The organism is Bradyrhizobium sp., from assembly GCF_049512235.1.
GTDB lineage: Bacteria > Pseudomonadota > Alphaproteobacteria > Rhizobiales > Xanthobacteraceae > Bradyrhizobium.
In genome coordinates this window covers 1-13784 of record NZ_JBEKXH010000146.1, presented here as the reverse complement: position 1 = coordinate 13784, position 13784 = coordinate 1, and the positions used below count along the sequence as shown (strand labels likewise).

The following is a 13784-nucleotide window of genomic DNA, read 5'->3' as shown; positions in this document are numbered from 1 at the left end:
ACCCCATAGGGTCCGCCGCGCGCGGACTCGATCTGATAGCGGGTAAAAACTCCGTCCTTCAGCCTGGTCATGCCATAGCCGGTCGGGTCGGCGAACCAGGTGGCGCCGTCGGGCGCGATCGCCAGCCGTCCGAGGCGCGTGATCGGAGTGTCGAGCACAAACCGCGCGATCTCGCCTGCGCCGCCGATGTGCGCAATGGCGCGCGCGGCGAGGTCCGTGTACCAGGCGCTGCCGTCGGCAGCGACCGCGAGCCCGAGCGGCTCGATGTTGCGGCCCGTCGTCGGCAGCCGCTCGATGTGGCCGTCGCGCAGACGGCCGATCGCATCGGCATGGTCGATGGTGAACCAGATGCTGCCGTCGGTGCCCGCCGCAATCGCGATCGGCGCATCCTGCGCCTCGCCCATGCGGAACTCGACGAATTTTTCCTCCGCGACGGCGCGCACCAGCAAAAGCACGCCTGCCGCCAGCACCGCGATCCCGAGCACCGCGGCCAGTATCCCCTTTCCGAACTTCGCAAGCATTGGCCGCACACCGCGTACGAACTTCGGAATCGAGAAGGACACTATGTCAAACATGGGCTAGCAACTCCATGATTCCGTTGTCGGTCTTGAACCCGAAGCTCTCGACAACAGTTGCTCGGCCATGCGCGGATCAGCGCGGCGAAGGGGCGGCGCGGCGCCGCGACAGGTGCCGCGCCGCCAGCGTGCCGCCGATCAGCACCAGCACGCAGAACGAGAGCCCGCCGGCGAGGCTGATCGGTTCGATGCGCGCCAAAAGGTTGCCGCCCTCGATCGCCATGCGCCAGACTTCCGCATAGGGCATCAGCGAAAACACCGTGTAGATGACGCCGGCATCGTTCGGATCGCGCGCCAGCGGCCCGGCCTCGATATGGGTCGGGAGGTTGTCTTCCTTCGGCGCCCAGGTTTCACCGCCGTCTTCGCTGCGATAGATGCCGCGATCGGAGGAGACCACCAGCGTGGTCGCGTCTGCGCTCGCCGCGATGCCGCGCACTCTGGCTCTCGCCTCGGGCAGCGACCGTCCGACGGAATGCCAGGCTACGCCGAGATCGTCGCTGACCACGATCCGGCCGCCCGCCGCCGCCCAGATGCGTTGCGGCCGCGCCGCATCGGTCGCGACGGTGTCGACCGGCGCAACGGCGCCGCCGAAACCGGCGTCGTGCCAGCTGCGCCCCCCATCGCGGCTGATCATGGCCCGGCCGTCGATCACGGCCGCCAGGATGCCGGCCGATCCCGGGATCGCCACCAGCGCCGTCATCTCGCTCATTTGCGGCGGTCCGGGCACGACCGCATAGCTGCGGCCGCCGTCCTCGCTTGCGAACAGCTGGCTGCGGCCGAGCAGATAGAAGCGATCGTTCGCCGGCCCGGCGACCAGCGCCCGCGCCGGGATCGCGGACGCCGGGGCGTCGGCGCGCAGCCAACCGTCGCGGTCGCGACGAAACACGCCGCTGGCTGCCGCGCACAGCACGTATTCGCCATCCGGCGAGAACGCGAGCGCAAATACCGCGCCGATGACGATGTCGCGCGCCTCCGGCACCCAGTTCCGCCCGCCATTGTGCGAACTCAGGATTCCGAGATCGGTGCCGACCAGCAGATGGGAGGAATCGCGTGGATCGACCGCAATGACGAGCGCCGCATTGAGAAACAGGCCGACATCCGCATTCAACCAGGCGGCGCCGAAATCGCGGGAGCGAAACACGCCGCCATAGCTGCTCGCATCGTGCGGCGACGCGCTGCCGGCCAAGAAGGACACCACGCAGGCAAGCCAAAGGGCCGGCAAACGCACGCCGAACTGCTTTTTTGCAATCCCAGGATGAAGCGGCCGGGGTGGGCAGGCGGGTCCCACCCCGAAAACACCCCTCATGGCTTGCGCGATTTTTCACCCGGCGCCAGCGTGATTTCGGCCATGCGTCCGCCGTTCAGCGCCACCCAGGAGTTCTTCGTCAGCGGATATTTGTCCGTGTAGCTCAGCGGTTCGTGGGCGGCGACGCAGTTGTTGTAGCCGCCGGTGATCTTGTAGCACTTCTCATAGGCGAGAAACTGCTGGACCGTGTCGGTCTGCTGCACGTTCGCCGTCATCCAATCGCGGATGCCCTCGTACGACGAGAACGCGTCCGAGCCGAACACCAGCTTGCCGATGCTGGTCGGCACCTCGAGCAGCTGCGAGCCGGCGGTATGGGCGCGAAACGCCGGATGAATCCGCACGCCCGGCAGGATCTCCATTTCGCCGTCGACGATCACCGCCTTGCCCTTCAGCACCTTGCCGTAGACCTCCTCGATGGTGAGCGGCATGTAGCCGCAAGCGGGCGTACGATTGCAGCCGCCGGGATCGGAGTTGACCGCCCGGATGTGCGGCTCCGGATAGTTGAGCGCCCACTCGATCGCCTTGAGCTCCTCGCGTTGGATGTAGAGTACGGCGTTGGGCAGGTCGGACAATTGGCCGGCGTGATCCCAATGGGCGTGGCCGAGCACCACCTTGGTGACATCGGCAGCATTGAAGCCGAGAACCTTCAGCTGGTCCGGCAGCGGCGCCCAGTGGTCCGACCCGGTCATCTTCAGATAATCCTGCTGCTTCCAGCCGGTATCGAACAGGATCAACTCACTGCCGCACTTGATCACGCCGATATTCACCGGCAGATCGACGCTCGGAATGTTGCTCTCCGGCTTGGTGCTGCCGGGCACGAATGCGCGATCCGGCATGAACGATCCGAACGGCACGTTCATGAAACGGCTGCTCTCGATCAGCCATGCCGAGCAGATCGGTTGCTGGGCCTGCGCCGCCGCGCCGAACAGGCATGCCAGCGCCGCTATCACGGCGGTCCACGCGGACGGACAAATTCGTAACACGCTTCTTCTCATTGCCTTCCTCCCCACGGTTAGATTGAGTTTCCCGATTGAGCTTCCCTGCCCTCTAGTGCGGCTTGTATTGTCCCGGCCACAGCACTTCGCCGACGCGCAGCATGTCTTCCGAGGCGCTGACATCCATCCGGTGGGCGTCGCCGAGACGCTGCGCCTCGCCATCCCCGGTGAATTTCAGCATCTCGTCGGCAGCCTTGGCGTAGAGCGCCATGGCCTCGACGTACTGCCCCTGCGTGACGGACAGCGACGGCGGCGTGCTCATGGTGCGAACCTGCATTTCGGCATCATGAAAGAATTTCGCCAGCGGCTCGATCTTTCGTGCGAACGCCCGCGCGTCCCGATCCTCGGTCTGATAGGAGATGCCGGCAAAGCTCATGGCCACCGCCGACCGGGTCGCCTCCCGGTGGACGGCCCACAAGGCTGTCGCGAAACGTTCCTCGTCCGCCGTCAATACCGGCGGCTGATGTTTCTCGGCTCGCGTATCGGCAGTTTGCGCCGCCGCTTGCACCACCGGCCCCGGCCGCAGCTCGTGCAGCCACGCTGCACCCGTGGTTGCCCCGAGCGCCACCACGACGCCCGCCAACAATAACGACCGCCCGCTGGGCATGCCGATCGTATGAATGGCGCATCCTCCAGTTTATTGTCGGGCACTCTATCCCTGAGGTTGAGCGGCGGTCAACGGGGTTCCCAGGTCGGCGCGTCGGTGAACAGGCCGCCCTGGGCAAAGCCGATGCCGTAGATCAGGACCAGCCCGAAGACGAAGCTGACCAGGCCCGACGCCACGCGGAGCCACCAATTGAATTTCGGCAGATTGACCGCCGTGAACGTAAACGGCGCCGACAGGATCAGCGTGATCAGCATCATTCCGACGATGGTGCCGAGCCCGAACAGCAAGAGATAGCCGAGCGCGGCGATCGGTTCGGGGATGACGGACAGCACCATCAGTGCGACGGCGGCCGATCCTGCAAGGCCGTGCACGATGCCGACCGCGAAGGGGCGCAGCCACCCATGGAACGCGATCCAGCCCCGCCCATAGCGGTCCAGCCGCGCCAGCGCCACGTGCTCCCCGGCGTGCCCGTGCGCAAGGGGGACGCGACCTTGCGGGTGCCGGTGCACGTAGTCGCCGTGCGCATGCAGGTGATCGTGGAGGTCGAGCGCTCGTCCGCCGGGGACGCTGGCATGGGCGTGGGCCGCGCCGACCGCGCGGCCCATCCCTGTCAAGGTGAGAACGCCAAGCAGGACCAGCATGATGCCGACGGCGAATTCCATCGACAGACCGATCTGCGGCGGGATCACGACCCCGAACACGATGATCGCCGCGCCGACCGCCATGACCGTGGCGGTGTGCCCGACGCCCCAGGCGGCGCCGATCAGCACCGAGCCCGCCACGCCGCGCTCACGACTGACGATCGTCGCAATGGCGACGACATGGTCGGCGTCGGTCGCGTGCCGCATCCCGAGGATGAAGCCGAGCAACAGGAAGGACACTATGTTCATGGCGGCTTCGTCATGGCTCACGCGCCAAAATGGCTGTTCGCGCCCGCATTATGCAGTGTTTCAACCCAACGCCAATTGCCAAATGCGACCTGTCAGTAGCGCGTAAGCCGTTCAGACCGGCGCCAGCACGGCCCTGTTCCACATCGCGCGATAGCTCGCCAGCCCCTCGATCGCGCGCTTTTCGATCGGCCGCCCCGGCGCGGCTTCCAGCATGGGCGGCGGCCATTGCGCCAGCAAGGCCGCGCCCCTTGCGGTGCCGGCGGCATCGTCGCCGGCAAAGACCGGTTGCTCCGGCCGCAGCGCCGCCAGCAGTTCGCCATAGGCGGCATTGGTGGCAAAACTGCCTTCGATGATCAAAGCGCCGGTGTTGGCACCGAGCCGGGTCAACAAGAGATCGCTCATCAGCGCGACGTAAAGTGTCGCCAATGCCGGGCGATCGGCCTGCAGCACCTCGCCGCGGATCTCGCCTCGGCGCGATACGAAGGGGCCGCCCTGCGGCGCAAAGCACGGCAAGGCCATCGCGCCGGATGCGATGACCCTCGTCACCGCCGCGTCGTCAGCAGGAGCTTGCACGGCGCCGAGCAGTTCGCTGTATTCCCGGCCGCCCATGAAGCGCGCGCAGGCGGTTGGGCGGCCCTCGACGTCGACGTTGGCCAGCATGTCGTCGGCAGCGTTGAGGCCTTCCACGCCCAGGCCCAGCGCCATCAGGATGACCCAGGTGCCCGTCGACAGTAGCGTGAACGGCGGCTTCCGCGAGGCCAGATGCGGCAGCAGCGAAGCATTGGAATCATGCACGCCGCTGAGCACCCGCGTATCGCTGCCGAGGCCGGTCTCTGCTACGATCTCAGCCTTGACCGGGCCGAGATCGTCCCAGGCGGAGCGCAGCGGCGGCGTCAGGCGCGGCAAGCCGAGCTTGGCCGCCAGACTGGAAGGGCGTCGCTTGATCGGCGCCCAGAGATCGCTGTGGGCCCCCAGCATGGTTACTTCCGACGATGCGACGCCGGTGAGACGCCAGGACCAATATTGCGGGTAAGTCAGATAAAACCTGGCCTTGGCGAAAGCTTCGGGAAAGTGATGTTGTTGCCAGGCGATCTGCCGCCCCTGGTTGAGGCCCATGGGCAATGGCGGCGAGAGCGTTTCCGCATAAGGCGGCCGCAGCACGGCATAGCGTGGTTCAATCTCCTCGACGCCCTCGAATTCATAGTCGAGCACCGGCAGCACCAGACCCGATTGGCCGATCAGAGCGCCGGCGCAGCCATGCGTCGTCGGCACGATCACGCCGATCGGATGCGCCCTGTTGGCGTCGGCAAGCGCGCTGACAAGAAACGCCCAGACGGCTTCGACATCCGCGTGCGGATAGGGTGGCCCAGGCAACACGCTGTTCGCCGTCGTGCGCTCCCACACCAGCGCCCGCTCGGCGTTGAACACTTCCAGCTTGATATTGGTCTTGCCGATGTCGAGTACTGCGACGGCCCCGCGCATTACAACTCTCCGAAGCCCGCATTCACGGCAGGATGAACATTTCTTGCAGCGAAGGCGTGGCGCCGCATGTCAGGTTCTCCGCCGCAACAGGCGCGCGGCCAGCCGAGGGGCCGCGATCGAGAGGATCAAGAGCACGCCATTGAGGATGCTGATGACGATGCCGGGCACGTTGATCAGCGACAGGCCGAAGGTTGTGAGTCCGAGCACGAACACCGCCAGCACCACGCCGGCAATGCCGCCGGCACCGCCTGATATCGAGACGCCACCCAGCACCACCGTGGTCACGACCTCCAGTTCGAAGCCGAGCGCGATATTGGGACGGGTGGAACCGATGCGGCTGGTCAGCAACACCGCCGCCAGGCCTGCCAGCAAGCCCATCAGCACGAACAGCGAGAACCGGATGCGGTTGACGGCAATGCCGGAGAACAGCGCCGCCGTCGGATTGCAGCCGATGGCATGGAGACGCCGGCCCATTGTCGTACGCTGCAGGACGATCGCAAACACCGCGGCGAGAAGCAGGAACAGCACAAAAGCAATCGGGATCGGCACGGCTTCCGAGATGTAGCCCTGACCTATCGCCTGGAACGAGGCAGGATATTTCGTCAGCGCCTGATCGCCCAGGACCACCTGGGCGATGCCCCGGAACAACGACATGGTGCCGATGGTCACGACGATCGACGGCAAGGCAAAATATGTCACCAGCGCGCCGTTGAACGCGCCGCAAAGCACGCCAACGCCGAGGCCGAGCGCGATGAGAACGGGTGTAGGCGCGCCGATCTGTGCCGCCAGGCCCATCGCCAGCGACGCCAGCGCAATGATCGCGGCGATCGAGAGGTCGATGTCGCGCACGATGATCAGGTACGCCATCGCCAGAGCCAGGATCGCCTTCTCCGAGAAATTGAAGGTCGCGTCGGCGAGGTTGTAGAAGTCGAGGAAATAGGGCGAAATCGATGCGTTGAAGATGATCACGGCGATCAGCAGCAGGACCAGGACGGTCTCCCAGCGCAGCAGGATATCCGCGATGCGAACGGGCGGGCGGTCCGCGACTTCATAACGGGGGGCGAGGGCCGGATTGGAGAGGCTCACGAGTGGGCTCCCCGGCTGGCCAGCAATCTTGCCTGGCGCAGGATGAGTTTGCCGTCGGGTTTGCCCGAGCGGGCATTGATGACGACGGCGGCGAGGATGACGGCCCCCGAGATCAGCATTTGCCAGAACGGGGAGACGTTGATCACGGGCAAGGCGTTGACGACTACACCCAGGAACAGCGCACCCAGCAAGGCGCCGGGAACCGAGCCGACACCACCGGCAATCGAGACGCCGCCGATCACGCAGGCCGCAATGATCGTCAATTCGTAGCCTTGTGCGATGTCCGTGTACGCTATGCCGTAACGCGAGACCCAGAGATAGCCGCACAGGCCCGAGATCGCGCCGGCGAGGGTGTGCACGAAGAACTGCTGTGCACCGAGGTCAATGCCGCAATAGCGCGCCGCGACCGGGTTGCCGCCGACCGCGTAGAGACCGCGCCCGAGCCTGGTGTGGTTGAGGAGGCCCCAGAAGGCGAGACTGACCAGGATCGCGATGACCACGAGAATGGGAACGCCGAGGATGTCGGTCCTGGGAAAGGCGAGGAAGGCCGGATTCATGTCCTTCGAGGTCAGCCAGGCGCCGCCCGCCAGCAGAAAGATCACGCCGCGATAGATCGAAAGCGTCCCCAGCGTGACGACGATCGCGGGAATGCCGATCAAGGCAACCAGGGCTCCGTTGATCGCGCCCAACAGACCGCCGAGCGTGATCGCCAGCACGATGATTGCCGCAATGGGCAGGTCCGGGTGAGCCCGCGACACCAGGGCAGAGACCATGCCGACCAAAGCGAGATTGGCTGCCACTGACAGATCGATGCCGCGCGTCAGGATGACCGCCATCTGCGCGAGCGTCAGCATGAAGAGAAAGCTGGTGTCGGTGAGAACGCCGATCATGCTATCCGATGTCACGAACACCGGGGCCCGCAGGCCGATGGCGGCGACCAGCGCCAGCACGATCAGCGCCAGCGCGGCATCCCGGTGACGCAGGAACCTCAGCGCGTTCATGACCCGACTCCGCCATCTTGCTCCGCGATGGCAGCAGCGACGATCATTTCGGCGGTGGCCTCGCCACTGGCGAAGCGCTTCACGATCCTGCCTTCGTGCATGACGATGATGTCATCGGCCATCCCCATCACCTCGGGCAACTCCGAGGACACCAGCAAAATCGCGAGGCCCTCCCCGGCCAATTCGCCCATGAATTCGTGCACCGCTGCCTTGGAGCCGATATCGATCCCCTTGGTCGGCTCGTCCAGGATGAGAATGCGCGGCTTGGAGGCGAGCCACTTGCCGATCACGACCTTCTGCTGGTTGCCGCCGGACAAGGTGGCGAGCTCCTGCTCCCAGTTCGCGGCTTTGACCGACAGACGCGCGCCGAACCTCCGCGTCGTTGCCAATTCCCTGGCGTAGGAGATGAAGCCATGACGCGCATGGGCTCCGAGCGAGGCCAGCGTCATGTTGGCGCGCACGCCGAACGGCAGCACCGCGCCCTGCGCCTGACGATCTTCGGGGACATAGGCGAGCCCGGCACGAATGGCGTCGTCAGGCGAATGGATGTCGGCGGCCTTGCCATCAATCCTGATCGCACCGCGCGTCAGCGGGCTGAGGCCGAACAGGCCTTGCATCGCCTCGGAGCGCCCGGCCCCGACCAGCCCGTAAAAACCAATGATCTGGCCAGCGCGCAGCGTGAACGAAACGCCGTCGAATTCGGTGGCGTTGGAAAGGTCTTCGGCTTCCAGCACCACCTGCCCGGGTCTTGCGTCGCGCTTGGGATAGACGGAATCGATTGCACGGCCCACCATCAGACGCACGAGATCGGCCTGGCTCACATCAGCCATCGCGCCGGCGCCGACCTGCTCGCCGTCGCGCAGGCAGCTCCAACGATCGGCAACGCGAAAGATCTCGTCAAATTTGTGCGAGATGAAAAGTATGGCGCAATCATGCTTCTTCAATTGCTCGATGATGAGGAAGAGGTCGGCGATCTCGCGGGCTGACAATGCCGAGGTCGGCTCGTCCATGATGATGATCCGCGCATCATGAGAGAGCGCGCGCGCGATCTCGACCAGATGTTTTTGCGCGACGCTCAGCGTCTTGAGCAGGGCGCCGGCATCGAAATCCGCGTCCAGACGCTTCAGCATGTGGCGCGTGCGCACCTTCATATCATACCAGTTGACGCGCCCGCTCGCCGCCAACGGCATGTGTCCCATGAAGATGTTCTCCGCGACGCTCAATTCATCGAACATCACGGCTTCCTGGTGGATCGCACTGATGCCCGCGGCCCAGGCGTCGCGGGGGCCGGCGCAGGTGATCCGCTTGCCGTCGACGTGAATCTCGCCTTCGTCCGGCTGAAGGATACCGGTGAGAATTTTCACCAGGGTCGACTTGCCCGCGCCGTTTTCGCCGATCAGCGCCGTGACTTCACCGGCCCGGAGCTCGAGGCCGACCTTGTGAAGGGCGCGCACGCCGGGGAAACGTTTCGAGATGCCCGACAACGACAGCATCGGCGCCCTGGCGCGGACGTGGCGTCGCGTCTCTTTCGAAGACAGGCCATCCATGGGCGGAAATTTCCCGACAGAGGAAGACGGCGCGCCCGCTCTGGGAACGCGGGAACAGGCGCGCCTGCGATCAGAATATCTTTGCGAATTGCTCGATATTCGACTTGTCGAAGGTGAAGGGATCGGCCATCGCCGCCGAACCATCTTCCGCAATCTTGATGTCGCCCATGCGGCCGGCATGGATCGTGGTGTTGGGGGCGCCCGTGGCCTTGCCCGAGGCGATCGCGGCAGCAATGGTGATCGCGCTATAGCCGAGATCAATCGGGTTCCAGATCGCGAACGTGTCGGTCGCTCCCGCCAGCACGGCGCCCTTCATTTCCGAGGGCAGGCCGAGCCCGGTGACATAGACCTTGCCGACCAGGCCGGCGTCGACCACGGCCTTGGCGGCGGCGACGATGCCGACCGATGTCGGAGCGATGATCCCCTTCAGGTTCGGGTTGGCCTTGAGCAGGCCTTGGGTCTCGCGATAGCTCTTGTCGGCGACGTCGTCGCCATAGACGGTGGCGACGAGCTTCATCCTGGCGTAGTCAGGCTTGGCCAGTTCCTTCTTCATTTCCTCGATCCAGATGTTCTGGTTGGTGGCCTGGGCGGTCGCCGACAGAATGGCGAAGTCGCCTTCGCTCTTGATGGTGTTGGCCATCATCTGCACGCACTTGGCGCCGATCAGAGCGTTGTTGGACGGATTGAGATGCATGATCCGCCCCTCCGGCGCGACGCCGGAGTCGAACGAGATCACCTTGATGCCCCGGCTCATGGCCTTCTTGCAGACCGGCACCAACGCGTTGGGGTCGTTGGCGGAGATGGCGATGGCATCGACCTTTTGCGCGATCAGCGCGTCGATCACCGCGATCTGCTCTTCGGCGGTGGTCTTGGTCGGGCCGGTGTAGATCAAGTCGACATTGCCGAGTTCCTTGGCGGCTTGAAGACCGCCGTCGCGGCAGGCGTCGAAAAAGCCGATGCCGAGAGCCTTGACCACCATGGCGATGCGGAGCTTCTCCGCCGCGAATATTGGGGTGGTCAGACCCACGCCGGAAACCGCCGAAACACTAGCCATCAATTGCAATACTGACCGTCGATTGAGCATGCTGTCCTCCTGTTTTTCGTTTTTTCATCCCGCGACTGCGGCATGTCGTACCTCAAGTGAACGGTATCGCGGCTGGGCCGGCTATCCCGCGAGTTCGTGCGCTCTCCTGACGACCGCGGGTTCGGCGTCGACCACGATGGTCTGCACACCGCATTCCCTGAGCATTTCGATCGCGGCAGGCGGTGCATCCCGGTCGGTGATCAGGATGTCGATCCGCGAAAGCGGACATATCACCAGACTTCCGCGGGCAGTGAACTTCGAGCCGTCCGCAAGCACAATCAGCTTCTCGGCGCGTTTGAGCAGCTTGATTTCCGCCCGCGCGATCAAGGGGTCGCCTTCGATGACACCGAGCGGGCCAACGGAAATCGCGCTCATGAACATTCGTCTCGCGGAATAGTGCTGTATGGAATCATCCTCGAAGGGTGAAACGATCAGCTTCTGATCCCGATAGACCTCTCCACCGGGCAGCGCGACCCGGCAGATGCCATGATGAATCAGCTTTTCCGCGAGCGGGTAGGAGTTGGTGAGCACTTTGAGCCGGCGATGGCAGAGGAAATCGCCCATCTCGAACGTCGTCGTGCCGCCATTGATGATGATCGCCTCGCCGTCCTCGCACAGTTCGACCGCCGCCTTGGCGATGGCGCGCTTGGCCGCGACGTTGACGCCGTGACTTGCTTCGAAGGAACCGGTCGCCAGTGTCAGAGCGGGCGAAGACGGATCGGGTTTGGTCGCGGCTTCGAGACCGCCATGGACCCGGCTGGCCAAGCCTCCCTCGGCAAGCCGGGAAAAATCGCGCCTGACCGAAGCCTCGGAGGCGCCGGTGAGCTGGCACACGTCGGCGACACGAACGATTCCGCGCTCGTCCAACATGGCTTTGATGACCTGACGGCGTTCATGCTGGTGCATGGCTGCCTCCCCGACCGATCACAAATGGTCATATTTCGATCATGTCGTCAATGGAAATTGCCCTATGACCTGCATGATTGCATCACTTCAAGCCAACAGCGGGTCCAAAGATGCTCGATCATGATTGACCATGATCGATTACTGCTTTAAGCAGCGGCGCTAAAACACCTTTCCAGGAGTGACGCCCGATGCGCCAGACCGTGGCCACCCAACTTCCAAATCTGTGGGACGACGGGCATGCGGCGTCCCTCGATGAACCCGGACTGCTGCTGTATCGCTCCAACCTTCTCGGCCGCGATCTTCGCATCACCAATTTCGGCGGCGGCAACACCTCCGCGAAGATTGTCACGCCCGATCCCCTGAACCGCAAGCCGGTCACCGTGCTCTGGGTCAAAGGCTCCGGCGGCGACATCGGGTCGATGAACCTCGACGGCTTTTCGACCCTCTATCTCGACAGGCTGGAGAGCTTGAAGGGCATCTACAAGGGGCTCGACCACGAAGACGAGATGGTCGCGCTGTTCAATCATTGCACGTTCAACCTCAATCCCCGCGCGCCGTCGATCGATACCTCGTTGCACGCCTTCGTGCCGCATCCCCATGTCGATCATGTCCATGCCGACGCCGTCATCGCCATCGCCGCGTCGAAGGATGCCGAACGGCTGACCGCTGAAGTCTTTGAGGGAACGCTCGGCTTTCTCAAGTGGCAACGCCCCGGTTTTGATCTCGGTTTGAAGCTCGGCGACATGGCTGCGAAGCACCGGGAATATGTCGGCGTCGTACTCGGCGGACACGGATTATTCACCTGGGGCGAGACCTCCAAGTCCTGTTATGAGCGGACGCTGGAGGTCATCAGCCGCGCCGCGGCATGGCTTCACGGTCGCGAAAAGCAGCCGTGCTTTGGCGGTCCCCGGGTTCAGGCGATGGAGCAGACGCGCCGCCGCGAAATCGCCGCCCGGCTGATGCCGCTCGTTCGCGGCAAGATTTCGAAGCGCGAGCCCAAGGTCGGTCACTTCACTGACGCGCCTGAAGTGCTGGAGTTCGTCAATTCGAACGCGCTGACAAAATTGGCGCCGCTCGGCACGTCCTGTCCCGACCATTTTCTGCGCACCAAAATCCGTCCATTGGTGCTGGACTTCGATCCCGCGGCCGATAATCTCGAGATTGCGGCGGCATCGCTGGACGAAAAGCTCGAAGCCTATCGCAGGGATTACGCGTCGTATTACGCCAGGTGCAGGCATCCCGATTCACCGGACATGCGCGATCCCAACGCCGTGATCTATCTGGTGCCCGGCGTCGGCATGCTGTCTTTCGCGCGGGATAAGGCCGCCGCCCGTATCGCCTCGGAATTCTATATCAATGCCGTCAATGTCATGCGCGGCGCCTCGGGCGTCAGCGAATATGTCGGCCTCCCCGAACAGGAGGCCTTCGACATCGAGTATTGGCTGCTTGAAGAGGCCAAACTGCTGCGCATGCCCAAGCCAAAGTCCCTGGCTGGCCGGATCGCCTATGTCACCGGCGCCGCCGGCGGCATCGGCGGCGCTACCGTGCTCAAACTGCTGAGCGAGGGCGCCTGTGTCGTACTGGCCGACATCGACGCGGCCTCCCTGGAGGAACGGGTCGCCGCCGTCACCGGAAGATACGGCAGGGACAACGCCATCGGCATCAAGCTCGATGTCACCGATGAGGCGGGCGTCGCTTCCAGCTTTGCCGAATCGGTTATGGCTTTCGGCGGCATCGATATCGTCGTCTCCAATGCCGGCATCGCTTCCGCAGCGCCGGTCGAGGACACCAGCCTCGCGCTCTGGCAAAGGAACATGGATATCCTTGCCACCGGATACTTTCTCGTTGCCCGCGAGGCGTTCCGCCTGATGCAGCGCCAGCAATGCGGCGGGTCGATCGTGTTCGTCGCGTCCAAGAACGGTCTCGCCGCATCAGTGGGCGCCTCGGCCTATTGCGCGGCCAAGGCCTCGGAGATTCACTTGGCGCGCTGCCTGGCGCTTGAGGGCGCACCGCACGGCATTCGCGTCAACACCGTCAATCCCGATGCCGTGCTGCGGGGATCGAAGATATGGGGCGGCGAATGGAGCCGGCAACGCGCGGCTTCCAACAACGTCAGCGTTGACGAACTCGAGGCCGTCTATCGCCAGCGTTCGATGCTGAAGCTTTCGGTTTTCCCCGAGGATATCGCGGAGGCCATCTATTTCTTCGCCTCCGATCTTTCGGCCAAGTCGACCGGCAACATTCTCAACGTCGACGCCGGCAACGCCCAGGCCTTTACCCGCTAGCGGATGTCCCCTTAGATTGG

General features: G+C 64.2%; 12 protein-coding genes. 1 reads left to right on the top strand and 11 read right to left on the bottom strand.

Annotated elements, in window-relative coordinates; genetic code table 11:
* From ABSG20_RS15460 to ABSG20_RS15410, 11 genes are all read right to left on the bottom strand, one after another.
* Nucleotides 1-575 (bottom strand): Vgb family protein (locus ABSG20_RS15460; RefSeq protein ID WP_423865376.1); only part of this gene is annotated, 575 nt, incomplete at its 3' end.
* A gap of 76 nt (nucleotides 576-651) precedes the next feature.
* On the bottom strand, nucleotides 652-1803 hold the full coding sequence (locus ABSG20_RS15455) for a WD40/YVTN/BNR-like repeat-containing protein (RefSeq protein ID WP_423865375.1): 1152 nt from the start codon (nucleotides 1801-1803) through the stop codon (nucleotides 652-654).
* 74 nt (nucleotides 1804-1877) lie between these two features.
* Entirely contained in the window at nucleotides 1878-2876 is a 999-nt protein-coding gene (locus ABSG20_RS15450) for an MBL fold metallo-hydrolase (protein WP_423865374.1), read from the bottom strand.
* Between the two features lie 52 nt (nucleotides 2877-2928).
* The gene (locus ABSG20_RS15445) at nucleotides 2929-3462 is read right to left on the bottom strand and encodes a hypothetical protein (RefSeq protein ID WP_423865373.1); all 534 of its coding nucleotides are present in this window, start codon (nucleotides 3460-3462) and stop codon (nucleotides 2929-2931) included.
* 89 nt (nucleotides 3463-3551) lie between these two features.
* Nucleotides 3552-4373 carry a hypothetical protein gene (locus ABSG20_RS15440; protein WP_423865372.1) on the bottom strand — a complete coding sequence of 274 codons (822 nt, stop codon included), beginning with the start codon at nucleotides 4371-4373 and terminating at the stop codon, nucleotides 3552-3554.
* 111 nt (nucleotides 4374-4484) lie between these two features.
* The gene (locus ABSG20_RS15435; protein ID WP_423865371.1) at nucleotides 4485-5855 is read right to left on the bottom strand and encodes an FGGY-family carbohydrate kinase; all 1371 of its coding nucleotides are present in this window, start codon (nucleotides 5853-5855) and stop codon (nucleotides 4485-4487) included.
* A 69-nt stretch (nucleotides 5856-5924) separates the two neighbouring features.
* Nucleotides 5925-6941 (bottom strand): ABC transporter permease, encoded by a 1017-nt coding sequence (locus ABSG20_RS15430; RefSeq protein WP_423865370.1) that lies wholly within the window; start codon nucleotides 6939-6941, stop codon nucleotides 5925-5927.
* A complete protein-coding gene (locus ABSG20_RS15425; RefSeq protein WP_423865369.1) occupies nucleotides 6938-7942 on the bottom strand; it encodes an ABC transporter permease in 1005 nt (334 codons plus the stop codon). Before ABSG20_RS15425 ends, ABSG20_RS15430 begins: the two co-directional genes overlap by 4 nt.
* Nucleotides 7939-9489 (bottom strand): sugar ABC transporter ATP-binding protein, encoded by a 1551-nt coding sequence (locus ABSG20_RS15420; RefSeq protein WP_423865368.1) that lies wholly within the window; start codon nucleotides 9487-9489, stop codon nucleotides 7939-7941. The genes ABSG20_RS15425 and ABSG20_RS15420 overlap by 4 nt, the downstream gene beginning before the upstream one ends.
* A gap of 70 nt (nucleotides 9490-9559) precedes the next feature.
* Nucleotides 9560-10543 carry a rhamnose ABC transporter substrate-binding protein gene (rhaS, locus tag ABSG20_RS15415; protein ID WP_423865377.1) on the bottom strand — a complete coding sequence of 328 codons (984 nt, stop codon included), beginning with the start codon at nucleotides 10541-10543 and terminating at the stop codon, nucleotides 9560-9562.
* 111 nt (nucleotides 10544-10654) lie between these two features.
* Nucleotides 10655-11479, bottom strand: coding sequence for a DeoR/GlpR family DNA-binding transcription regulator (locus ABSG20_RS15410; RefSeq protein WP_423865367.1), 825 nt, complete (start codon nucleotides 11477-11479; stop codon nucleotides 10655-10657).
* A gap of 188 nt (nucleotides 11480-11667) precedes the next feature.
* Between ABSG20_RS15410 and ABSG20_RS15405 the strand changes: the two genes are divergently transcribed.
* Nucleotides 11668-13764, top strand: coding sequence for a bifunctional rhamnulose-1-phosphate aldolase/short-chain dehydrogenase (locus ABSG20_RS15405; protein ID WP_423865366.1), 2097 nt, complete (start codon nucleotides 11668-11670; stop codon nucleotides 13762-13764).
* Nucleotides 13765-13784 lie beyond the last annotated feature (20 nt).